We start from the raw sequence: 23,913 nt of genomic DNA on the forward strand, positions 1-23,913 counted from the left end.
GGCGCTATCGTGCCAAAAAAGCGTTGGCTTGCAACGGAGAAGAAAATGCGCGGACGGCGTGTGCTGATGGAATCCCTGGCCTCAAACGGCGTACGCCATATCTTCGGAAATCCCGGAACGACAGAGACACCGCTGCTGGATAGTTTGGCCGCCTATCCGCAGATCGACTATGTCATGGCCTTGCATGAAGGCGTCGCGGTCGGCGCGGCGAGCTTTTACGCGCAGGCCACCGGCCGCACCGCCTTTGCCAACGTTCACGTCGCGCCTGGACTGGGCAATGCGATGGGTTCGCTGTACGGCGCGTTGAAGGCCAATTCGCCCCTCATTGTCACCGCGGGACAGCAGGATACGCGGATGCGGCTTGCGAACCCGCTGCTGGGGCATGATCTCGTTGCCATGGCCGCACCCGTTACCAAATGGAGCGTGCAGGCGGAGCGGGCGGACGAACTCGCTCCGATTTTGCGCCGCGCGTTCAAGGTCGCAACCGATGCCCCCAGCGGGCCAGTCTTCGTGTCGCTCCCGATCGACGTGATGGAGCAGGAAACCGCAGTCGAACCCGTCGTATCAGACAAATTGTGGCGTTCCGCGCATCTGGATCCCAAGGGGCTCGCGGAGGTCGCAGCACTTCTCTTGAAGTCAGCAAGGCCCGCGATCATTGCCGGCGATGATGTCGCACGCGCCGGAGCGCACGCGGGCCTCGTCGCGCTGACGGAGGCGATTGGCGCGTCGGTGTGGTTCGAGGGCTTGCGGGCCCATGCATCGTTTCCGACCAGCCATCCGAATTATCGCCAATCGCTTCCAGGCGATGCCGCCCAGGTACGTAAAGTCCTCGGGGATGCCGATCTCGTGCTGTTGTTGGGCGGCCCGTTCTTCGAAGACATCTGGTATGCGTCAGGTAGCCATTTCCCCGACAAGGCTGTCGTCGTGCAGATCGAGGAATCGTCCGAACGGCTGGCGTTCAATCATCGGCTCGACGCAGGGCTGGTCGGCGACATGGCGGCCAGCATTGCCGGGTTGGCGGCAGCGATTCGCGCGCGGCAATCCCCCGAATTCCGTCTTGCCGCGCAAAGCCGCAATCAGGCGTTGGCTGAGTTGAGTGTCCGCGAAAAGGAGGCGCACCGGTCGCGGCTGGAAAAGAGCTGGAACCGTGAACCGAGTTCGATGGCGCGGGTGATGGCCGAACTCCGGCGCGGCTTGCCTGACGACGCGGTCATCGTGGATGAAAGCATTACGGCCAGTCTCGATCTGGCGCGGACGTTCGACTATCGCGGCTTCGGCGATTATTTCGGCGGGCGCGGCGGCGGCATCGGTCAGGGATTTGCCGGTGCGATCGGTGTCAAGGTGGCGATGCCCGATCGTCCGGTCGTTGCCGTCTCTGGCGACGGATCGGCGATGTACAGTATCCAGGCGCTGTGGAGTGCGGCTCACCACAAGTTGGGAATCGTATTCGTCGTTCTGTCGAACCGGGAGTATCGCATCCTCAAGCACAATGTCGACGTCTGGCGGAAGAATTTCGAGGCCGGAACGCAGCATCCCTATCAGCAGATGGATCTGACAGGACCCGATCTTGATTTCGTGCCCTTGGCGGCCGGCATGGGGGTTGAAGGCATCAGGGTCGAAAAGGCCGACGACATCGCTTCGGTGGTGGCCAGCGCGGTTGCGAGCAATCGCCCTTATCTCGTCGAGATTGCCATCGAGGGGAAGCGGTGACGTGCGATCACGGAGCTTGCTAGGCTTTCTTCATTTCCGGCGTCCGAAGCTGGCCGGTCCCGGCGGTGGCGCGTGACGCACCGGCTCCGCCGCGTTCCACGTCGGTTGCGAGGGTGTCGCGGATTTGTTGGCCTCATCGGCATCAAACCTGCGGAATTCGCTGAGATCGGTCGTGGGCGTTTCGAAAGAGCCAAGGATCTTGCGGAGCAGGTCGGGCTTCCTGAAGAGCATGATACCGAAGGCGATCAGCAGGACCTGGAGGATATTCGGCGATTGCCAATCCGGATCGTAGCCTTGTGCTGCCGAACTGTTGTTGAAGGTGCCGCTCGCAGGCGCTTTGCGCTCAGCCGGCGCGACGACGTTCGCCGCCGGCGCACCGACCTGCTTCGGTGAATCTAACTGCACCATCGTTGCACCGTTGGCGCCCTTACATCCGTCCGGGTAGGATGGCCCATAGCAAGCTGGACCGGAATTCATCGCGCGGCCGAGCTCCACCACCTGCGCCGGGTTGAACACGTTCATCAGCTTCGACAGGTTTCCGTCCTTGGGCCAGTAGATGAACAGCAAGGCCGCCCATGTCAAAGCGAGCGGGATCATCAACTTGGACGTCAGGCCGAGGATGTTGCGGCGCTCGCGCAACTCCCATTCGGTCCAGGCGATGGCGGCATCGTGCCATCGCCGGAAGGCCTCGCGGTCGTTGAAATACATCAGCAACAGGTTTTGCGCCGGCCGCTGCGGTTGCTCCAGCGGCTTGCCCTGGGCATCGCGCGGATAGGCGATCGCGGCCAACATACCCGGATAGGTCATCGCGGCCATACGCCCGCGCCGGCCGAACGCCGGTGCCGCAAGGGTGCGGGTGTCGCGGCGCTGCCGCGCCGGATTCATCAGTTCGCCGCCGAGCTCGGCGATGGCATCGATACGGTCCCTGGCGGTCGGATGGCTGCCCTCCGCATGATCGGCAATCCCGTCGAACAGCATGGCCTCGACGCGATAGCTGCCCTCGAAGGCGCCGCGGCCGCCGATCTTCGCGATCGCGCTGATCAGGGCTTCGGGGAAATGCGTGACGCGGATGGCTTCGCCGTCGGCGATGTAGTCGCGGCCCAGTTTCAGGCCGCGCCGCGCCACGCGAGCGAGCTGCATCGACATCGCCGTCACCGCGCTGCTCGCCAGCATCACCAGCATGAAGGGCGGAAAGATCAGCGGAACGAGCATCTGCCGCCAGCTTTCGAACCGCAGCGGATTGTTCATCTGCATGATCACGGCGGTGCGCATCAGCGCGTGGTTGGCGGCCAACAGCTTGGTATCGCCGAGGCGGATATGCGAGGCTTCATGGGCCAGCACCGCCGCAAGCTCGTCGTCGTCGAGCCGTTCGAGAAGGCCACGCGTGACCGCGATCAGGCCCCGGTTCGGCCCTTCGCCCACGGTCACCGCGTTGGGCTCGCTGGTTTCGATAATTCCGAAGCGGGGGAGACGGACGCCGAGCGCGGTGCATTGCTCCTCGGCGATCTGGACGAAGCGAGGCTCGTCCTGGCGCGTCACGATCCGCACACCGAGTTCGCGCGTCACGGCCTTGGCGTGACCGCGGTACATACGCCAGAATATCAGTCCGGCCACGATCGCGATCGGCACCGCGTAGCGGACCGCATATCCGAGCGGGTTGGAGATGATGGTATGCTCATGGTCCCACTTGAGCAGGACCATCGTTGCCGCAAAGGCGCCGATCAGCTCGAACGCCAGGATATAACCCAGCACCAGCCAGGCAGTCCAACGCCGGTTATGCGCGGCGTGCGTGATGTAGCCGTGAACCGCCATCGCACAATGCTCCCTGGCTCAGAGAGAGACCTTGACCGGCTCCGCGAATTCGGCGCGGCGTTCACCGAGCGTGAATTTTTCGCGCGGAGGGTTTTTGGTGATCATCGCGATGAAATTGGCCGGGAAGGCGCGGCAGACCGAATTCAATTCCTCGACCGCCAGATTGTAGAACTTGCGCGCTGCGGTGATGCGATCTTCGATTCGGATCAGGTCATTGCGCAAGGTGCCGTAATGCGCGGCGCTGGCAAGCTCCGGATACTTTTCGCTAACGGTAAAGAGATTTTGCAGCACGTTGGCGATCTGGGTCTCGCTGCGGATCACGCCGCCACCGCCGCTGCCGAGCGCTTCCAGCGCGTCGATACGGGCGTCGAGCACATCCCGGATCACGTCATGTTCTTTCGTCGCAAAGGCGCGGACGACTTCGACCAGATTGCCGATCAAGGTATGGCGTTCGATCAGCAGCGCGTCGACGTCGCCGTAGGCGGCATCCGCGCGCTCGTCGAGCTGGCCGATCAACGCATGCTGCGAGCGGATTTTCAGGACCAGCCACAGCGCGGCGCCGGCCAGCAGGAACATCCACCACTGGTCGAGCGCGAAGTTGGCAGCCCGAACCATACGACCCGAAAAATCGATCGCCTGCAGGAAAGTCTGGTCTGTTGCAGCCATAATGCGTCCCCGTGAGTATAATTTTCCAACTATCTGTACGGCGATCCCTCTAACATTTCAGGAAACCGGTGATTAAAACTCTAACGACTTTTCCCATGTTGGTTTACGAACAGTCTCCCGAGATATGACGAGTGAAGCCAATGCCCCTCTGGACCTGCGAACAATGCGGTGCCCAGTTTCCCGACAGCGCCACGCCGCCGGCGGCGTGTTTGATCTGCGAGGACGAGCGGCAATACGTGAACTGGAAGGGCCAGACCTGGCTCACAAGCGAGGAACTGGCGAAGCGACATAGACTGATGTGGCGCGACGATCTCGGCCTTGCCGGCATTGGCCTTGAGCCGGGCTTTGCGATCGGGCAACGCGCGCTGCTGGTACCTACGGGCGATGGCTGCGTGATGTGGGATTGCGTGCCGCTGGTGACTCCGGAAGCGATCGAATATGTCCGCTCGCTCGGCGGGCTGAAGGCGATTGCGGTGTCGCATCCGCATTTTTATGGCGCGGTCGCCGACTGGAGCGAGGCGTTCGGCGGCGTGCCGGTCTATCTGCATGGCGACGATCGCGCTTTCGTTACGCGCGCCTATCCCGCCATCGTGCCGTGGAGCGGCGATAGCCACAGGCTGTCGGACGACATCCTTCTGGTGCGGACCGGCGGCCATTTTTCCGGTGCCACCATCCTGCATTGGGGCGCAGGCGCCAGCGGCCGGGGCGCATTGCTGACGGGCGATGTTGCGATGGTGGCATCCGACCGCCGGCACCTCAGCTTCATGTACAGCTACCCGAACTACATTCCCATGAACGCAACGGCAGTGACGAGAATTGCGCGCGCGGTCGCGCCGCTTACGTTCGATCGCATCTATGGCGCGTGGTGGGGCCGCAATATCAGCTCGGACGGCAAGGCGGCCTTCGAGATGTCCGTTCGGCGCTATCTTGCGGCGATCTCCGATCAGGAAAATCTGTCTATTTGATCCGAGCATGATCTCGGGGCAAACGCTTCGCGTTTGTCCCGAGGGAAAGCCGGTGGCCAATTTTCCGGATCATGCTCTAGCGGTGCACTCTGGCCGTTCCAGCCAGCTTGCGTTCGACGCGTTCCTCCTGCGCCGGCTGCAACGGGATCGGATTGCTTCGGGTTTCGCTGAACCAGCCGCCGAAGCGCGTCATCAAGGAGGCCTGTTCGGGGGCTTCTCCGTCAGGCACAAAGGGGTCGGCGTAGCATCGGGCGCCGGCCTCTCTCGCGATGCCAGCCACGCTTTCGGTCATGGCAGGCGCGCCGGCGGTATAGACCACGTCATCCGGTGTCAGCCTTGGCAAGTGATCGGTCGGCCTGCCGCTGCGAACGGCGCGCGAGATGTCCTGCGGTTCCGACACCACAGGAATGAGGGTGACGTTGGGAAACAGCGCCAGCCGGCACAGTGCAGCGTGCATGTAGAGCGACCGGATGTTCCGCGCCGCGACCACAAAGACCAATTCGCGTTGCGGGCGCTCCAGGATCGCGGCGGTGGCGACAGACCACATCGGAGCGAAGCCGGTGCCGCTGGCGACGAGAACAACGCGGCCGGCATGGCCTTCCCGGAAAAAGGCACTGCCGAACGGGCCCGTCAGCCTGACGCGGTGTCCGGTTTGGATCTCGCGGCCCAGTGCCGAGGATACCTTGCCACCCGTCAGCCTGCGGACATGAAAGTGCAGCACGCGGTCATTCGGGGGGCCTTCCAGCGGATAGGTCGGGCTGTAAGACCTTGCCGGAAATCCGCGAAACTGCAGCTTGCAATATTGGCCGGGAAGGAAATCCAGCGGCTTCGCCAGTTCCACGTCGACGCCGGCGACGTCTGGTGCGAGGCGAACGATTTTTGCCACGCGCGCCGGCAGGGTGACCTGGTCGGGCGCGGCCTCGGTGGTGATCCCGATATCGGAGATGATCCGCGCCTGGCAGGCGTGGATCATGTCGTCGCCCGGCAGATGGCCGCCGAATACTTCGCCGTCAACGAGGCGCACGCGGCAGGTGCCACAGACGCCGGAGCGACAGTCGTGCGGCAGGTCGACGCCGTTCATCAACGCCCAGTCGAGCAACAGGTCGCCGCAGTTGGCGAGAAACGGCTCGTCGTTGACGGTAACCTTGCAGATCTTTCGCATCATTCCACCTCGAGACGAATGGGGCGGACATGCCGCGTGTGCCGGATCTGGCTGTGATCGAAGGCTGCGACCCGCATGAAGACGCCACTGCGGATCGGTACGTCATATTCGCTGCCGGTATCGATCCGACGCGCGACTTCGAGCGCCCAGTGACCGGAAGCCCAGCGCGCGGCGCATCTGACGTCGGCGCGGTCGCCGGAGAACTCGCCGTCCACGATGACGCCGGGGATCACCGTGCCGATCGGAAGCCGGGCGTCGGCATCTGCGGAATAGGGAACGGTTTCCGCTTCGGTCATGAACCAGCGTGCGCCTTCGCTCTCGCCGTGGTTGGGGTCGAGGTCGATATGGCCCATCGCTGCTGTCGTTTCCGCAACCACCCTGGGCAGGCGGAGCGGCGCGATCAGGCGGCTCTTGGTGATGCCGCTGCTGTTGTCGGCGTCGACCGTGAAATTGTCCCGGTAGTTGACCGTGCCGGGGTCCGGGGCGAAGCCGCCTCTGTAGGGAATGATGTTGGCCGCCTGCATCGGCGTCGGATCCACCGGCGGTCCGATATGGGCGTCGTCCATCCCGCCGGTCGGGCCGCCGCTGGTCGCCTTCCACTGCCAGACGTCGACATAGCCGGATTCTGTGAAATGCAGCCCGCGGCCGGTCATGGTGGCCGGCGCGTTCGGGATCGGATGCGGTCCGGCGTGAAAGGTGCGGTCTCCCGCCAGCGTGCCATCGGACGTGGTCAGCAGCACCGAGAATTTGTCCTCGTTGTAGTCATGCTCGTCGCCGATGTCATAACCGGCGCGGAGCAGGTGCCATCCATCGGCCTCCTTGACCAGCGGCAGATGTTTCAGCGAGCGCGTCGGGTCTTCCCATGTGAAGAGGAAATACGCCCAGGTCCCGTCATGCACAGCGCGGATATCGATTCTGGATTCGCCTTTACCGTCGAAATTTCCGCCTTCGCCGGTCACCAGCGAGAATGGCGTGATGCCGCGCCAAGCGCGGTCGGAAGTGTCGCCGTCCAGCAGCGGTGCATTGGCTGAGTTGATGCGGTGGACCTGCAGATGGTCGACGGTCAATCGATCCGCCGCCACGATCGCCGAAGCGCCGGTGATCGCCACGGCCGCCGCGACCACGAAGGCATTGGCCTGCAGCGTCGGGCTTCTCGATTTTGCGGGGCGGGTTTTGGCAGGTGCGGCGGGCTTTGGTTCAGATGACGGCGGATTGAACCCTGGCGGTGGCTGTCGCATCCGCGCCGATTGTTCGGCCAGCATGCCGAGCAATTCGACGGCATCGAGCCGCGGCGGTGGCGCCGGCAGCGGGGCAGGGCGAAAGATACGCAACAGCTGCGCTGCGCCGCCGATCCTGAATTGAGCCACGATATGAAGCACGACGAAGGCCAGGATCACCCAGGTCCCGACCCAGTGCAGCATCGCCACGTCGTAGCCGGAGTAAAAGCCGAAATACAGCAGACCGCCGCTGAGCAGCAGCGTCAGCATCGACACAAAGAATATCCAGTAGAGCAGCGCATTCACGGCACTCAGCCTCGCCTGACCGCGGCTGAAAAGGCCGCGCAGGCGAACCCCGTCGAGCTGGACGCGCCGTCCGAGGCCGGACCTGATCATGTAAATGGTGTAGCCGAGCGCGACCGCGACCAGCACGACGGCAGCCTGCATATGCGCGGTCCACACGCTGTCGCGCGGCAGGAAGACGTCGAACAGATTGATCCAGGTTCGGTCGGGTGACTCCGTTGCGATGCGCAAGCCGCTGAATAGCGCCACGGCGAATGCCGCGACGAACAACCAGTGCAGGATGATCGTTCCATAGTCTGTCTTGCGATGCCTCACGCCTACGCCCCGCTACATAAGACAGCAACGAGCGGCGTCGGTGCCAACGCTGTTGCTGCCGCGATGGTCCCCAAGACCGCCGCTTGGAAGACCATCGTTTAGAAAATCATCATCGAGATCATCGTGATGCCCGCGCCGGCCGATGACGAAATGCGCGCCGGCCTCCAGCGCCCCCCGAACGATATGGAGGGCGCTGGAAGTCGCGCCGCGCGCCGCTATGCCCACATCTGGTGAAAATGCTGCGCCATTTCGGGCATGGCCGAATGCTGGTGGTCTATTGCGCCGCCGGGCGCCGCGTCGTCGGCGCCCGCAGCTGCCGCCGCCGCTGAAGCCACAACGGCTGGAGCGGGTGCGGCGGCCGGTGCCGCCGGCGTCAGCGGCGTGACCGGTGCGGGCGGCAGGGGCGCCGTCGCCGTGCTGAGTGCATCCGCCACGGTAAGGCCGTCGGCGTTGTAGGTGCCGCCGTTGAGCGGAACGTTGTTGCCACTAACGTCAGCGGCGTTGGCGTGAAACCCTTCCGCTGCCGCCGTGACCAGTGCCGCGTTGCCGGTCTGCAGGCCCTGGATCATGGCGGCGACGTCCGCACCCACAGTGGAGTCCTTGCCGAGCAACTCGTTGTCGAACCGCGCCTCGAAGATGCCGCCCTGGGCCGCGTCGAAGTTCGAGACGTTGTTCTCAAAACCTTGCAGCGTCTGGATAAAGGCGCCGATCGCCTGTGCGTTGCCGCTGGCGACCAGGTGCTCTGCCTGGGCGCCGAGCGAGTTGCCGGAGGCGATGAAGTCGGCCCAGAAGTTGGTCTGGGCGGCGTTGTCCTGATAGGGCGTCGGTACGACGTCGGTGGCCGGAGCGGGGGTCCATCCGTGGACGCCATTGCCGGAAGCCATGTTGGCAAGGTTGGGGTCGCCAGCAACGATGTCGGTGATGTCGAGGAGATTATCGTTGGTCGCCTTCGCCGCGTCGGGGTTGAACCCGTATTGATGGTCGAAATTGGTCAGCTGGAGATTGATTTGATCGACGATGGTGGAGGCGTGTATTCCGGTGGTGCCGCCGAACATCTGCGGATGGTCCTGCATCAGCGTCAGAAGTCCATCATGCACCGTCTGCAGGTCCGCCTGAATCGCCGCCATATTATCGGCGTTGATGCCGCCAAGGGCCTTGGACTGCGCATCGTCGAAGATGGCGCCGAGTTCCGCGAACGTCGCGTGCGGTGTGTTGGCGTTCAAGGGCGTCGCCAACTCGGCAGGCGCGAAATTGAAGCCGGGATTGCCGTCCTTGATGCTCAGCGCCTGGAGCACAGGATCGTGCTCGATGGTGTTGATGATGTCGAGATGCGCGGTGCGCAAGCTGGCTTCGGCCGCAGCGTCGTTGTTGACGGCGCCCGGTATTGCGGCCAGCGCCGTCTGAATGTCGGCCAGCACCGTATTGACATGGGTGAGCTGGTCGCCGGTGAAATCGCCGGCCGCGACGTCGGCGGTCAGGCCGGTCTGAACCGCCGTGAGATCCGCGACGTATCTGCCGTCGGTGCCATGGCCCTGATTCCCCACCGGCACGTTGTTGTGCCACAGGCCGCCTTCAAGAATTCTGGTCGCGTCGTTGAACATATTTCCGAAATAGAGATCGCCGGCAACGAGCTGGCCGCCAGCACCGGCGCCGCCGCCTCCACCACCCGCGTCACCGCCGCCACCCGCGCCGCCGCCACCACCCGTGCCGCCGCCACCGCCGCCACCCCCGGTACCAGCGCCGCCATCCCCTGGCGTCACGGCTGTGGCCTGCGCCGCGGCCACCACGTCCGCATAGCTGCCGCCACCCGCCGTCAGGTTGTTGCCCGCCACGTCCGAAGCGTTCGCAGCCAGCTGCGTTACCGCGGCGTTGACTTCGCCGGCATTGTGCGTCTGCAGTCCCTCAATCACCGCGTTCGCCGCCGTGCCCGCCGTGCCATCGGCCCGCAATTCGTTCCAGAAGCGTGCCGAATACAAACCGCCTTGGGACTGGTCGAAGGCGTTCGCATTGGTCTCGAAAGTCTGTATTTGCTGGACCAGTCCGGCAACGTCACCCTTGAAGCCATTGTTTTCGATCGTGGTCGCCGCCTGCCCAAGATGGTTGCTGTCCTGGATAAATTGAGTAAGGAAAGCCGTTTGGGCTGCAGTGTCGTGGAACGGTGCAGCAGGGGTGTTCACGGCCGGGAGAGGCGTCGGGTTGAACAGCGCCTGAACCCCCGCGTCGCCTTGAGCGATGTCGATAATATCCCGATGGATATCATTGATCGAACGCCCGACAAATTGTCCGAGATCTGTTCCTATTGTCAGCGTGCCCGTCGTCGGAGAGTTCGCGTTCTCGACGGAAGCAATCTCTTCGTTGAGCTGATTGATGATGATATGGGTGTGCAGATCGGTGAGGTTGTTGATCTGCGGATCGGCCGCGCTCAACATCTGCTGCACGCCGACAAGGTCCGAGACGATCAAGTTGACCTGATCCGGGCCGACGCCGCCAATCTCGCGGGTCGTTGCATCGTTGAACAGATCGGTTGCCGTCAGGCCTGCCGCAGGGGCCGCTGCGGCAGCAGGCGCTTCTGCCGCGGCGGGTGCCACTGCTGCGGCCGCGGCGGTGTTGGGCGTCACGGCCGTGGCCTGCGCCGCGGCCACCACATCCGCATAGTTGCCACCATTCGTCATCAGGTTGTTGCCAGCCACGTCCGAAGCGTTCGCAGCCAGCTGCGTTACCGCCGCGTTGACTTCGCCGGCGTTGTGCGTCTGCAATCCCTCGATCACCGCGTTCGCCGCCGTGCCCGCCGTGCCATCCGCCCGCAATTCGTTCCAGAAGCGCGCCGAATACAGACTGCCCTGGGACTGGTCGAAGGCGTTCGCATTGGTCTCGAAAGTCTGTATCTGCTGGACCAGTCCGGCGACGTCACCCTTGAAGCCATTGTTCTCGATCGTGGTCGCCGCCTGCCCAAGATGGTTGCTGTCCTGGATAAATTGAGTAAGGAAAGTCGTTTGGGCTGCAGTGTCGTGGAATGGTGCAGCAGGGGTGTTCACGGCCGGCAGAGGCGTCGGGTTGAACAGCGCCTGAACCCCCGCGTCGCCTTGAGCGATGTCGATAATGTCCCGATGGATATCATTGATCGAACGCCCGACATATTGTCCGAGGTCTGTTCCTATTGTCAGCGTGCCCGTCGTCGGAGAGTTCGCGTTCTCGACGGAAGCAATTTCTTCATTGAGCTGATTGATGATGACATGGGTGTGCAGATCGGTGAGGTTGTTGATCTGCGGATCAGCCGCGCTCAACATCTGCTGCACACCGATAAGGTCCGAGACGATCAAGTTGACCTGATCCGGGCCGACGCCGCCAATCTCGCGGGTTGTTGCGTCGTTGAATAGATCGGTTGCTGTCAATGCCATTTTCGTCCCCTGTTGTTCAGTCAAGTTCGTCGACGTATGTGCGCGATCATCCGCAGAGCGGCTGCGGTGATGCGCGAGATGAAGAATTGTTTACCTTCGTGGCGTCATTCGGCCGACACCGCGGCCAATGCGCCGCGGAAGCAAGGTGATAGACGGACGAATCCGTGACGTCGAATTGCCTTGAAGCTGGATGTTGTGCGCGCCTGCTGAAAAAAATGCAGGTATTGTCGACATTTGCCGCAGAAGTCTGAAATGAGAATTTGCGGTGTCGGAATTGTGCGCAGCGATGCGACCACCCAGCCCGTTAAGAGAGACGCGCCCGCATTCGTTTTATTCCGATGCGCCCCGCAATTGCCGGCCATCGTCGCATTTTCGCCGAAGAATGGTCCGTATCGCCCGTCAAGGAGAATTGATTGTCGAGCGAGGGGAGACGTAATTCCGAGGGGAGACGTAATTCAATGAGTATTGCTCAAAGCCATCCGCAGGCCGCGACGCCATCGCGCGTCATCTCCAGTCTGTTGTCGACGCTGGCGTCCGATGATCCGGTGGCGCTGGCGCTGCGCGAAAGCGCGCGGCGCATGATTGGCGTCGCCGTGTTCAGCGGCGTGATCAACATCCTGATGCTGTCCGGCTCACTCTATATGTTGCAGGTCTACGATCGGGTGATTCCGAGCCGCAACATCGCGACCCTGCTCGGCCTGTCGCTGATCGTGCTGTTCGCCTATCTGGTGCAGGGCTATTTCGACGCGATGCGCGCCCGGATGCTTTGCCGGATCGCGACGCTGTTCGACGGCGCCTTGCAGGGATCGATCCACGGCGCGCTCGCCGCTCTGCCGCTTCGCGGGGTGAAGCCGGTCCTGATGCAGCAGCCGCTGCGCGATCTCGATCAGGTGCGCGGCTTCATGTCCAGCATGGGGCCGACAGCGTTCCTGGATATGCCGTGGATCCCGCTGTTTCTGGTCGCGCTGTTTTTATTCCACCCGGCGATCGGCTTTACGGCGCTGCTCGGCACCGCGGCGATCATCGCCATGACCTTGCTCACCGAACGGATTTCGCGTGGTGCGGCCAAAGCGGCGATGGACATGAGCGCGCAACGGCAGGTGCTGGCGGACATCACGCAGCGAAATGCCGAAGTCATTCGCGCGCTCGGCATGACGGATCGACTGACCGCACGCTGGTCGCAGGCCAACGAGCGCTACCTGCAGGAGAATATCCGCGCCACGGATGTCTATGCCAATCTCGGCTCGGGCGCGAAGGTGCTGCGCTACATTCTGCAATCCGGCATGCTCGGCATCGGCGCTTATCTTGTTGTGGCCGACCGGGCATCGGGCGGCATCATGATCGCGTCGTCGATCATGATGGGCCGCGCGCTGGCGCCGGTCGAAATCGCGCTTGGCAGCTGGAAGCAACTGGTCGCGGCGCGGCAGGGCCTCAAGCGCCTGCGCGACATCTGCAAGGTCACTGCGCCGCCTGCCGCACCGCCGGTCCTGCTGCCGCGTCCCAGCCGCGAATTGTCGGTGCAGGACCTCACCGTGACCGCACCGGGCTCAGTGACGGCGATCGTGTCGAACATTTCGTTTTCGCTCAAGGCCGGTGCTGGCCTCGCGCTGCTCGGCGCCAGCGCATCGGGCAAGACCTCGCTTTCAAAGGCGCTGGTCGGAATCTGGCCGGCGCAGCATGGCGTCGTACGGCTCGATGGCGCCGCGCTCGATCAATGGCGCAACGAGGATCTCGGCCGGCATATCGGTTACCTCCCGCAGGACGTGGCGCTGTTCGACGGCACCGTTGCTGAAAACATCTGCCGCTTCGACGCGCTGGCTGACTCCGATGCCATCCTCAGGGCCGCGCGGATCGCGGGCGTGCATGACATCATCCTGCGGTTGCCGGAGGGGTATGCGACGCGCATCGGCGAGGGCGGCATGTCGTTGTCGGCGGGACAGCGGCAGCGAATTGGTCTGGCGCGGGCGGTGTTCGGCGATCCGTTTCTGCTGGTGCTCGATGAGCCCAATGCCAATCTCGATGCCGACGGCGAGAATGCCCTGACCCGCGCCATTCAGATCCTGCGCCACAACAAATGCATCGTCATCGTCATCTCTCATCGTCCGAGCGCGCTTACCGCGCTCGACATGATGCTGGTGCTCTACGAAGGCAAGGCGATCGCGTTCGGTCCGAGCGAGGAAGTGTTCGCGCGCGTCCGCAACCTCAACAGCAAGGCCGCCGCGGCAAGGCCGGCGGCAGCGCCGTCGGCCAAGGCAAATCAGCCGAAGAGGCTGGCCGAAGGTGTTCCGTCATGAGGATCGTAGATCGTCCACCCGAGCACGAAGCAATGGCGCCGCGCCGGACCGGCGCACTGGATGACGGAACGGTCGGGCCGCAGGGTGCGGCGCTGATCCTTGAATTGCAGCGGCTTCGCCGGGCATTCGACCTGGAGAATCTCGACGACGGCCATCCGCCGCAACCGCATCCGCCAAGGTCTGGCCGTCCGTCGCGCGGCGACCAGCATTTGACGCCGCGTCCGCGCGCGGCCAAGCCGAAGGGTAAGATGGGGCGGGTGCTGGATGCGCTCGGATTCCGTGGTGATGGATTTCGCGGCGAACGACGACTTCATGACGAACGATCTCGTGGCCAACGATCTCATGTCCAGCGGGTTCATGGTGAACGATCTGATAGCGAACAATCTCTTGGCGATGCTCCGGCGAGCGATCGCGGCCACGCCGTGCGTGAGCCGGCCGCCACGAACCCGCGCCGCGCGCGAAGCCCGATCATCGCACCCGACGATCCCTCGCTGCTGAATGTGCCGGTGGCCGGGCCGGCACCCTCGGCGCAAGACCGACAGCCCCCGATACATGTCGACGCTCCCCGATTGGCTCCCGTGGACATTACCGGCGCCGCGGAGAGCAACGATTCCACGGCGCGGATGATCGCGAAAGGCCGCGATGGCCTGATCGCGGGCGTTTCGTTCCTGGTCAATCGCAATGACACGCCCGACGTGCCGGGTGAGGGCATTGTGCCCCGCGCCAGCCGCGCCTTCGAGCGCGAGTTGCGCACCGGGTTGCGGGCGCTGCTGGTCGTCGGCGTGCTCGCCGGCGGCTGGATGGTGCTGGTGCCGCTGGCGGGCGCTGTGGTGGTGCCGGGCAATCTGGTGGTGCAGTCCAACGTCAAGACCATTCAACATCCGACCGGCGGCGTCGTCGCGGAGATTCCGGTCCATAACGGCATGCGGGTCAGTTCCGGCGATTTGCTGCTGCGGTTGGACGCGACGCAGGCGCAGGCCAGCCTTCAGGTGGTGAGCAAGCAACTCGATGAAGCGCGGGCGCGCATGGCGCGCCTGGTCGCCGAGCGCGACGGCCTGCCGCGGCCGGTCGTGCCGACCGAGCTGGCCGCGCGGCTCGATGAGCCCAACGTCAAGACGCTGCTCGCCTCCGAGGCTTCGCTGTTCAGGGCGCGTGCGACCGCGCGCGACAGCCAGAAGGATCTGTTGCAGAGCCGGGTGTCGCAGCTCGGCGAGGAGATCGGTGGCCTTGAAGCGCAGGTGGCGTCGAAGGCTCGGCAGATCGAGCTGATCACCGGCGAACTGTCGGGCGTGCAGGAGCTCTACGACAAGCATCTCGTGCCGCTGACGCGGCTCACGACCCTGCAGCGCGAGAGTGCTCGGATCGAAGGCGAGCGCGGGCAACTGGTCTCGGCGATCGCCGAGACCAAGGCAAAGATCGGCGAGGCCCAGCTTCAGATCGTCAAGCTCGACCAGGATTTCCGCTCCGATGTCGTCAAGGAACTGGGCGAGTCGCAGGGCAAGGAAGCCGAGCTCAGTGAGCGCGGGGTCGCCGCGAGGGACGTACTGGAGCGCATCGAACTGCGCGCGCCGACATCTGGCGTGATCCACCAGCTCGCCGCCCACACCCTGGGCGGCGTCATTCGCGCCGGCGACGCCATCATGGAAATCGTGCCCGATTCGGATGACCTGCAGATCGAGGCGCGGCTGCAGCCGAACGATATCGACCAGGTGCGGACCGGGCAGCAGGCCTATGTCCGCTTCTCCGCGTTCAACCAGCGCACCACGCCGCAGCTCGCCGGACAGGTCGCCTACGTCTCGCCCGATATCAGCCACGACCAGCAGACCAACGCGCCTTATTTCACGGTTCGGGTCATGCTGCCGGATGACGAGCGCCGCCGGCTGGCCGGCCTGCAACTGGTCTCCGGCATGCCCGCGGAAGTGTTCATGCAGACCGGCAGCCGGACCATGTTCAGCTACCTCTTCAAGCCGATTTTCGACCAGCTGCAGCGCGCCTTTGTCGAAAGGTGAGGGGCGCATCTGTCTCCGGCTGGTCGGCGTAAATCTTGCCACGCAAGATGGCATTGCTGTATCAGGGCTTTCCATCCACGTGTTTGCGCTGTGAGCCCGATATGACCGAGACCGCCACCGCCGCCCCCGAATCCCAGCCGTTCCAGGCCGAGGTCGCCGAACTCCTGAACCTGATGGTGCACTCGGTCTATTCGGAGACCGATATTTTCCTGCGGGAACTGATTTCGAACGCCTCGGATGCCTGCGACAAGCTGCGCTATGAGGCGATATCGGCGCCGGAACTGATCACCGACGGCGCGCCGCCTGTCGTCCGCATTGCGCCGGACAAGAAGGCCAACACCTTGTCGGTGGTCGATACCGGCATCGGCATGGACCGGCAGGAACTGATCGACAATCTCGGCACCATCGCGCGCTCCGGCACCAAATCGTTTTTGTCACGGCTGACCGAAGCCAAGGACGGCGCCGGCCTGATCGGCCAGTTCGGCGTCGGCTTCTACGCGGCCTTCATGGTCGCCGAGCGCATCGTCGTCACCAGCCGGCGCGCCGGATCGGACCAGGTTTTCGTCTGGTCGTCGTCGGGCGGCAGCGGCTTTGAAATTGCGCCGGGCAGCGAGGAAGACGCGGCGCGCGTCGCCCGCGGCACCGAGATCGTCCTGCACTTGAAAGAGGACGCCAAAAAATATCTCGAAACCCAGGAGATCGAACGCATCGTCCGCGCCTATTCCGACAACATCCAGTTTCCGATTCTGCTGGTGCCGGAAGAGGGCGAGCCGCGCCAGATCAATTCGGCCAGCGCGCTGTGGCAGCGCTCGAAATCCGAACTGACGCCGGAGGACTACAAGCAGGCCTACCAGCAGATCGCCGGCGCGTTCGACGATCCCGCGATGACGCTGCATTACCGCGCCGAGGGCCGGCAGTCCTATGCGGTGCTGCTGTTCGCGCCGTCGACAAAACCGTTCGACCTGTTCGACCAGGCGCGCAAGGGCAAGGTCAGGCTCTACGTCCGCCGCGTCTTCATTGCCGATGACGCCGACCTGCTGCCGGCCTATCTGCGCTTCATTCGCGGCGTGATCGACAGTGAAGACCTGCCGCTCAACCTCTCGCGCGAGATGCTGCAGAACAATCCGCAACTGACGCAGATCCGAAAAGCCGTCACCAGCCGCGTCGTCTCGGAGCTCGAGGCGCTCGGCGACAAGGAGCCGGAAGCCTTCGTCAAAATCTGGGACGCGTTCGGCGCGGTCATCAAGGAAGGCATCTGGGAAGACTTCGAGCGGCGCGAGAAAGTGCTGGCGCTGTCGCGCTTCACCACCACCAAAGGCGAGAAGCGTTCGCTCAAGCAGTATGTCGAGGACCTCAAGCCCAACCAGACCGAGATCTATTATCTCACCGGCGACAGCGTCGAGCGGCTGAAGTCGAACCCGAAGCTGGAATCGGCCGCGGCGCGCGGCATCGAGGTGTTGCTGCTGACCGATCCGGTCGATGCATTCTGGACTTCGGCTCCAACCGACTTCGGCGGCAAGCCGCTAAAGTCGCTGAGCCAGGGCGACATCGATTTCAGCCTGATCCCGCTGTTGGAAGACAAGGCTGACGACCAGGACGCTACCGGCGCCGACGCGGCCACGACGATCGCGCTGATCAAGGACGCGCTCGGCGAACGCGTCTCCGACGTACGCGCCTCGCAGCGGCTGACATCGAGTGCGTCGTGCCTGGTCGCCGGCGGCGACGGCCGCGACCGTCAGCTCGAACGGCTGCTGGCAATGCAAAACAAGGCTCCGATCACCAAGCCGGTCCTTGAAATCAACATGCGCCATCCGCTGGTCGCGGCGGTCGCCACCGCGGGCGATGCGGCAGCGGATCTGTCACTGCTGCTGCTGGAGCAGGCGCAGATCCTCGACGGCGAGCTGCCGGACGATCCGGCCGGCTTCACCAGCCGGCTCAACCGGCTGGTGCTGGGCGGGATAGCAAAGGGGCAGGGCTGAGCGGACCCTGAACGCTCATCGCGGCGTCAGGGTGATCGCTTCCGACGTCGCGGCTTCGACGGCGGTACGGCTGTAGAGCAGCGGAACATATTGGCCGGTCGCCCACAGCGGGGCGAGGTCGCGATAATGCCCGTTGAAGGGATCGCCGGATTGCCCGGGGGTGTTGATGGCGCGGCTCGCATCCCAGTTGCCGACGTCGAGCACCATGCGGAACGAGGCGCCCGCCGTCAGCTGATAGTCGGTACGGCGATAGGTCGCCGCGCGCGGCACGTTGGCCGCGCCTCCAAGCGCCAACGGCCCGACGTTAAGCTGCGGCACCGTTGCCTTGTCGGCCAGCGGTGACAGCGCGTGATCGAATTGCGCCTTGTGCAGCTTGCCCCAGGCCCACCCGGAGGAGTCCGGGCCAAGCCGGCTGGCGACTTCGGCGACAGCAGTGCCCAGGCTGTCGCGGAGGACGCGATCGCGCGTGGCGGCTGGATCGGGCCCCAGCAGATCGCCGGAACTTTCGAGGGCCGCGATGATCGCCGAAATGCTGGCCGGGTCGGGTGCAATGATGTCGACGACCTTTGGCGCGACCGCCTTGACCAGCGTGGACCCGAGATGGTTGGCGATCCAGACTTCGAACACGGCCGCCGCCGCGCTGTCCGCGGTATCGCGCGCGTCCCAGGCCTTCAGCAACTCCAGTCCCTTTTTGACGTTGGGATCCTCGGAGGTCAGGGGTTTCAGCAGGACCATGAGCCGCCGGGCCAGCATCGACGTGTCGTCATTTTGCAAGTCCATGGCGTCCGCCAGCGTCATCTTCCTGTTGGCCTTGAGCACCTCGACAATGCGCTGCCAGCGCGCCTCGTCCGACCATTCGAAGCCAACCTTGCGCTCCGCGACCGGATAGCCGTCCGGCAGATTCATCTGGTTAGCGGTCGCGAACCATCCTTGCTCGGGGCGATAGACACGCGGCAATTCATCCAGTCCGAGAAACCCCTGCCACTCGTAGCGGCCGTCGCCCGGTACCGGCAGCAGCCCATCATAGTTGGCGCGGCGCGGCGTCTTGCCGGCGGCCACCCAGCCGATATTGCCTTTCACGTCGGCATAGACCTGGTTTTCGGACGGCGCGCCCCAGCGTCGCATCGCCGCCAGAAAACCATTCCAGTCCTTGGCGGTCATATAGTCGGACGAGCCGAAATACGCCGACGTGCCCGGCTCGGACCAGACCGAGCGAATGGCGAAGGCCCGCTTGTTCGCGGCATCGATAAACACGACGGGGCCGTGCCGTGTGAATTTCAGCTCGATGTCCCTCGGCGCCTCGCCCTTGACCTCCGCGGTTTCGTGAACGACGCGCATCGTTTCCCAGCCGTCGCGATAGCGGTACTGGTTCATGTCGGCGGGGTTCAGTTCGTAAACGTAGAGGTCCTCCTGGTCGACGTTGAAGATCGTCAGGCCGAAGGCGATCGTCCCGTTGTGGCCGATCGATATTCCGGGCAGCGCAGGTTCGCCGGCGCCGATTACCGACAGCCCCGGCGCATTCAGCCCGACGATGTAGCGCAGCGACGGAACGCTGTGTTCGCGATGCGGATCGTTGGCGAGGATCGGACGTCCGGTCGCGGAGCGCGCCGGGGCGACCACCCAGTTGTTGGAGCCGATGGTGTCACGCTGCTCGTCGGCTTGCGCGAGAAGCGTATCGAGATCGAGCGATGCCGCCTTCTCGCCTGGGCGCGCGAACGTGACTGGCCGCGTGGCCAGGAGGTAGGCGGCGAGCACGTCTTTCGGAATACTGCAGGGGTCGAGACCGTCAGGGATTTTGGTCGTCCATGTCGGCTGCAGCTTGACGCGCAGGCGATCGGTTTCGAGCCCGGCAGCGCAGGCGACCTGCGCGCGTCTCACTTCGGAGGCAACATTCCTCGTCAGCCCGTGGCTGCGAATTCGGACGACGTCGTCCGCGGTCCACAGATCCGGCATCGTTCCGGCGATCTTGAACTCCACCGGGCGTGGCCGGGATCCGCCCCGCACGTCGGCCACATAGGCATTGACGCCCGCAACGAAAGCCTCGGCATAGTCCCTGGCCTTGGGCCCGTAGGATCCCCATTCGGTCGTCATGTCACCGCGATAGAGGAATAACCGAAGGGCGCGGTCCTGCTCGACGTAGGCGGGACCAAAATCCCTGGCGAGAAGTCCGAGGCCGCGCTTGCGCCACAGGTCAATCTGCCAAAGCCGGTCCCGGGCCGCATTGAAGCCCTGCAGGAAGAAAAGATCGCGCTCGTTGGCCGCATAAATGTGAGGAATACCCCAGACGTCGACCAGAATCGTTCCGGATGCCTTCAGGCCTGCGACACTGCTGCTCGAAAGGCGCGCCGCGGAAGCCAGGGCTTCCTGTTCGCGCGCGACCGCAGCGGATCCGGCGGTCATTGCCATGGCCGCGGCGAGAAGCAATGGCCGGACGGCTTGTTGGAGGCTCTTGTTCATTTCCTCTGCCTTTTTTTGCCGTCAACGCCACAGCCGATTCGGGCCGGGTCGATTGCGGAGCGGTTCACCGAGCTTGCAACCGAATGATGCTCCCTGCAAGTCGGGCTTCGCCGGTCGCCGGCGTCGAATGTGACGGATGGAAGCGCCACCGGCTCAGCGCAAAGACATGGATGCCCTGCACCGCAGACAAGTTTACGCAGTCTGCGCAAATGCAGACTGCGATGGCCAGGCATGACGGAAAAAGCTATCGCGGCCCCGATGGTACGTTCAGATCGTCGTCCCACCCGGCAGGGAATTGCCGAGGTCGTCGGTCGGCACCAGTTGCTGGTTGAACGCCGAGAAATACGCCGCCCATTCCGCCTCGCCGATATCCACCAGCACGGCACCATCCTGCCAGATGTCGTTGTGGTCGTTGGAGTCGTCGTCCGGGCGATGGATGAAGCTCTTGCTCGATCCCTGATTGAGGTGAACGTCGTGCAGGCCGCCGCCCTGGCTGTAGAAGCGGCCGAAGATATAGACGTCAAAATTGTTCTGATGCGCCCGCGACAATAGGCGCTTCAGCGTGCCCGCGGGCTCGACTTCGTCCGAGCCGTCCATCACGTCGCTGTCGCGCCACTTGCCGGTGTTGGCGAGCAAGTCGCTGCGCAGGAAATCGAGCGCGGGAAGCGCGGCCTGACCGGTCAGGTCGTGGGAGCCCGCATCCGCTGCCGCCAGCGTCTGGACGATGGGATGCCGGAAATCAAACGCCAGCTTGTATTTGAGCAAGTCGTCGGCGTCGTTGGTGCCGACGTTGACGGCGACGTCCCAGGTGCTGCCATCGACGGCCACATTGCAGTGCAGGTGATACTGGGTCTCGTGGCCGTGGTGCGATGGCTTCAGTTTCGGTTCGGAGGTGACTTTGGTTTTGACATAGCCATAGGCGAGGGTCATCGCGGGATTTCTTTTAGAGCCCGGCCGCCGTCACTGGCCGGAGAAATACAGCCGGCGCAGCGCGCCGGAAGAACCGGGCTGCGTATAGCGCTGGATCCACGAATTGTCGGTGAGCAGGTCCTGCGGCCGGAAGTTCGCCGATCCGCCCTGGCTGGCGGCGGCATCGCGGAAGGCGTAGCTGGAGAATTGCCGCATGAACTCGCCGAGATAGATGTCGGCGACGCGCTTGTCGCCGCGGATCACCAGCATGTTCTCGTGGTTGGTACTGACGCTGGCGCCGCTGAAATTCGCCGAGCCGGTGATGACCACGGGATCGTCGGACAAGGGATCGACCAGCATGAACTTGGTGTGCACCCAGCGCACGTGTTCGTTGGCGGATATGCCGCTGATTTCCTTGAGCCAGCGGTCGAACTCGTTGAGCTCGATGTTCTGGCCGACGGCGATCACGGCGTTCTTGAGCGCGCGGATCTGCGCGATCGTCGCCTTGGCCTCCGCGAGGCCCTTGCCCGAACCCTCCTTGTCCATCAGTGCGAAACGCAGCACGCTGTCTTCCTGCATGTAGACCGGTACGAAGACGGTCTTGTCCATGCCGAATGCGAAAGTCATGAACAGCGCCCGCTGCGCGCTGTCGGAGATCTCGCCATAGCGCTTGAGCGTCGCGGTAGCGGTTTGCGGCGAATAGACTTCGAGCGTTCCTGATGGCGGCGGGTTGGCCGGCGCCGGTGTGTTGTGGTTGTTGAAGGTGCGCAGCTGCGCCAGCGGCAGATTTTTCTCGAGCTCGGTCCAGTAGCCCATGTATTTTGTGGCCACCGTGGCGTCATTGACGATGTGGCTGCAGTTGAGATGACCGAACAGGCCGTTCTCGGTGTAGTTGGTCGAGCCGGTGAGAACCTCGACCGGTTGCCCGTTGTGCAACAGCACGATGAACTTGTTGTGCATGATCTTGCCCTCGGTGATGCCCTGGCAAAGACCGTCAATCTGGGCCGTGGCGATCGCCTCCTCGTTGGGATGAACCGGCGATTCCTCGGCGTTCTCGATGGCGTCGAACAGCACCTTGACGTCGACGCCGAGCGCGGCGACGTCGTGTATGGCCTTGAGAATGGCGGGCCACTGGAATTCGTAGATCGCGACCCGCAGGCCGAAGCCGGGCCCGGTTGCCTTCTTGATGAAGGTGAGGATGGATTCGATCAGTCCGCGCGACAGCCAGTCATAGGCCGCCTGTCCGACGTCGCTTGGGCGCTGGTTCTGGAACCGGCGGGCATATTCCTGCGAAGCGATGGCGCCGCGATTGAAAAAGATGCTGTGCGTACCGTCGAGTTCGGACTCGGTCTGGACGTCCACCGCGAGCGATGGTCCGTCGGTCAGCGCACCCGGCCGGCCATACATCGGGATCAGGGTGTAGGTGTAGGAATGGTTGGGCTTGGCCGCATAATCGGCCCATTGAAAGCTCTGGAACGGTTGCTCGTGGCTTGACGCATTGCCGCCCGGCGGCAATGGCGGCGCGGTGTTGGGAAACGTCTTCATGCCGCGCATGAAGTACGTCTCGTTCTCGGTGTGGTCAGCGCGCTGGATCGCAAAGCCGAGCAGCCCGGCCTGCTGCGGAGCCGCGACGTCCCATCCCATCGTGACCACATAGGTGCCGGCTATCGCCTGCAACACGAGGCCGTTTCCACGTACCTGCTTTCGCATGACACACTCCCGGATGAATGGTTGGACGCTGGTAAGACTGGTCTGGTGCTATTTGATGCAGCGGCCGACATCGCCGGAGGTGGTCGGATTCTCATATCCGCCGGGCGACACCGGATGGCCGTCGAACAGGATGGAAAGCTGGTTGGCGATGCCGAAGTCGGTGGCGCTGCGCCGGCGGTCGTTGATCAGGCGCGCGATGTTCCATTCGTCGTGCGAGCCGTAGCTGAATGCCACCGAGGCGCGCAGGCCATAATAGTTGCGGAAACCGGCCTTGGTGACGCTGCCGGCATCGACGGCTTGCTTGAACGCCGGATCCTGCGCCACGCGGTTGTCGAACCAGTCCTGGAGCCGGTCGAGATCGGCGGTGCCGGTCAATCCGAAATAGCGGGCGAAATCGCTCGGGCCGGCAAAATAGAAGAAATCGAAATCCTCGCCGAGGCCACCCGCGCCCTCGAGAATTTGCGTCCACATGTACATGTAGTCGGCGCCGCTGGCGCCGTTCATCTTGCTGCCGCCTTCCGCGCCGGGATTGAGCAGCCATACCGATTGGGCGCCCAGGCGCGCGGTGACATTGTCCGCCGTTTTGGCCGCCGCCTCGGCGTTGACCGCAAACGATCCGCCGCCGGCGGGCGACAAGGGTACGCTGAGATAGCCGATCGCCTTGCCTGCTGTCTTGTTGCTGGCGATCAACTGGCGAACGCGCGCCACGTTGTCGCTGATCGCATCGCGATAGTCGGTGTTGACGCAGTAACAGATGTCGAGCCTGGTGCAGGCGGTGATCTGGCTGGCGCGCGCCCAGGTCGGCGTCAGCGTTAGGCCGGCCAGTATCGCAGCAGCGCAGGCGAAAATCCTGCGCGCCGGGAGGCTCGCTGCGCCGGCCTTGTGAGAATGTGCCATCTCTACCTCGCGGCTACCTCATCGGCGGATCGCCGGCGGGCTAAACGGGTCTGGTGAAGTAGTACAACCTTAGATATGACGTGTTGGTGAAATAGCCCACATTTGCTGTG

16 protein-coding genes are annotated in these 23,913 nt (G+C 63.8%); 6 read left to right on the forward strand and 10 right to left on the reverse strand.

Annotation, left to right across the window (positions count from 1 at the left end; genetic code table 11):
* Window positions 1-45: 45 nt before the first annotated feature.
* Window positions 46-1,710 carry a thiamine pyrophosphate-binding protein gene (locus BLS26_RS23830; RefSeq protein WP_092515055.1) on the forward strand — a complete coding sequence of 555 codons (1,665 nt, stop codon included), beginning with the start codon at window positions 46-48 and terminating at the stop codon, window positions 1,708-1,710.
* Window positions 1,711-1,740: 30 nt separating this feature from the next.
* On the opposite strand, the gene BLS26_RS23835 is transcribed toward BLS26_RS23830, so the two are convergent.
* Together BLS26_RS23835 and BLS26_RS23840 are read right to left on the reverse strand one after the other, a co-directional pair.
* Entirely contained in the window at window positions 1,741-3,522 is a 1,782-nt protein-coding gene (locus BLS26_RS23835) for a M48 family metalloprotease (protein ID WP_092515056.1), read from the reverse strand.
* Between the two features lie 18 nt (window positions 3,523-3,540).
* Entirely contained in the window at window positions 3,541-4,188 is a 648-nt protein-coding gene (locus tag BLS26_RS23840) for a LemA family protein (RefSeq protein WP_092515057.1), read from the reverse strand.
* 140 nt (window positions 4,189-4,328) lie between these two features.
* On the opposite strand from BLS26_RS23840, the gene BLS26_RS23845 reads away from it, so the two are divergent.
* The gene (locus tag BLS26_RS23845) at window positions 4,329-5,153 is read left to right on the forward strand and encodes an MBL fold metallo-hydrolase (protein WP_092515058.1); all 825 of its coding nucleotides are present in this window, start codon (window positions 4,329-4,331) and stop codon (window positions 5,151-5,153) included.
* Between the two features lie 76 nt (window positions 5,154-5,229).
* On the opposite strand, the gene BLS26_RS23850 is transcribed toward BLS26_RS23845, so the two are convergent.
* The 3 genes from BLS26_RS23850 to BLS26_RS36340 all read right to left on the reverse strand — a co-directional run bounded on the left by BLS26_RS23850 (window position 5,230) and on the right by BLS26_RS36340 (window position 11,548).
* The gene (locus tag BLS26_RS23850) at window positions 5,230-6,318 is read right to left on the reverse strand and encodes a 2Fe-2S iron-sulfur cluster-binding protein (RefSeq protein WP_244541671.1); all 1,089 of its coding nucleotides are present in this window, start codon (window positions 6,316-6,318) and stop codon (window positions 5,230-5,232) included.
* On the reverse strand, window positions 6,315-8,150 hold the full coding sequence (locus BLS26_RS23855) for an ethylbenzene dehydrogenase-related protein (protein WP_092515060.1): 1,836 nt from the start codon (window positions 8,148-8,150) through the stop codon (window positions 6,315-6,317). Before BLS26_RS23855 ends, BLS26_RS23850 begins: the two co-directional genes overlap by 4 nt.
* A gap of 215 nt (window positions 8,151-8,365) precedes the next feature.
* The gene (locus tag BLS26_RS36340) at window positions 8,366-11,548 is read right to left on the reverse strand and encodes a hypothetical protein (RefSeq protein ID WP_092515061.1); all 3,183 of its coding nucleotides are present in this window, start codon (window positions 11,546-11,548) and stop codon (window positions 8,366-8,368) included.
* Between the two features lie 578 nt (window positions 11,549-12,126).
* On the opposite strand from BLS26_RS36340, the gene BLS26_RS23865 reads away from it, so the two are divergent.
* Window positions 12,127-13,842, forward strand: coding sequence for a type I secretion system permease/ATPase (locus tag BLS26_RS23865; RefSeq protein ID WP_092518480.1), 1,716 nt, complete (start codon window positions 12,127-12,129; stop codon window positions 13,840-13,842).
* On the opposite strand, the gene BLS26_RS36345 is transcribed toward BLS26_RS23865, so the two are convergent.
* Window positions 13,806-14,051, reverse strand: a complete 246-nt coding sequence (locus BLS26_RS36345; RefSeq protein WP_172804674.1) for a hypothetical protein — start codon at window positions 14,049-14,051, stop codon at window positions 13,806-13,808. The genes BLS26_RS23865 and BLS26_RS36345 overlap by 37 nt on opposite strands.
* A 55-nt stretch (window positions 14,052-14,106) precedes the next feature.
* Between BLS26_RS36345 and BLS26_RS36350 the strand changes: the two genes are divergently transcribed.
* The 3 genes from BLS26_RS36350 to htpG all read left to right on the forward strand — a co-directional run bounded on the left by BLS26_RS36350 (window position 14,107) and on the right by htpG (window position 17,830).
* Window positions 14,107-14,340: a hypothetical protein gene (locus BLS26_RS36350; protein ID WP_172804675.1), complete on the forward strand. Its 234-nt coding sequence runs from the start codon at window positions 14,107-14,109 to the stop codon at window positions 14,338-14,340.
* An 80-nt stretch (window positions 14,341-14,420) separates the two neighbouring features.
* Entirely contained in the window at window positions 14,421-15,851 is a 1,431-nt protein-coding gene (locus BLS26_RS23870) for an HlyD family type I secretion periplasmic adaptor subunit (RefSeq protein ID WP_157676571.1), read from the forward strand.
* A gap of 101 nt (window positions 15,852-15,952) precedes the next feature.
* On the forward strand, window positions 15,953-17,830 hold the full coding sequence (htpG, locus tag BLS26_RS23875) for a molecular chaperone HtpG (RefSeq protein WP_092515063.1): 1,878 nt from the start codon (window positions 15,953-15,955) through the stop codon (window positions 17,828-17,830).
* Window positions 17,831-17,845: 15 nt separating this feature from the next.
* Here the strand turns inward: htpG and BLS26_RS23880 are convergent, their stop codons facing one another.
* The 4 genes from BLS26_RS23880 to BLS26_RS23895 all read right to left on the reverse strand — a co-directional run bounded on the left by BLS26_RS23880 (window position 17,846) and on the right by BLS26_RS23895 (window position 23,803).
* Window positions 17,846-20,230 carry a penicillin acylase family protein gene (locus BLS26_RS23880; protein ID WP_371360660.1) on the reverse strand — a complete coding sequence of 795 codons (2,385 nt, stop codon included), beginning with the start codon at window positions 20,228-20,230 and terminating at the stop codon, window positions 17,846-17,848.
* Window positions 20,231-20,554: 324 nt separating this feature from the next.
* Window positions 20,555-21,217, reverse strand: coding sequence for a DUF2278 family protein (locus BLS26_RS23885; protein WP_092515065.1), 663 nt, complete (start codon window positions 21,215-21,217; stop codon window positions 20,555-20,557).
* 30 nt (window positions 21,218-21,247) lie between these two features.
* Window positions 21,248-22,906, reverse strand: a complete 1,659-nt coding sequence (locus BLS26_RS23890) for a phospholipase D-like domain-containing protein (RefSeq protein WP_092515066.1) — start codon at window positions 22,904-22,906, stop codon at window positions 21,248-21,250.
* 48 nt (window positions 22,907-22,954) lie between these two features.
* Window positions 22,955-23,803: a hypothetical protein gene (locus tag BLS26_RS23895; RefSeq protein WP_244541672.1), complete on the reverse strand. Its 849-nt coding sequence runs from the start codon at window positions 23,801-23,803 to the stop codon at window positions 22,955-22,957.
* Between the last annotated feature and the right edge of the window lie 110 nt (window positions 23,804-23,913).

It is taken from the genome of Afipia sp. GAS231, assembly GCF_900103365.1.
In the GTDB taxonomy this organism is placed as follows: Bacteria; Pseudomonadota; Alphaproteobacteria; order Rhizobiales; family Xanthobacteraceae; genus Bradyrhizobium.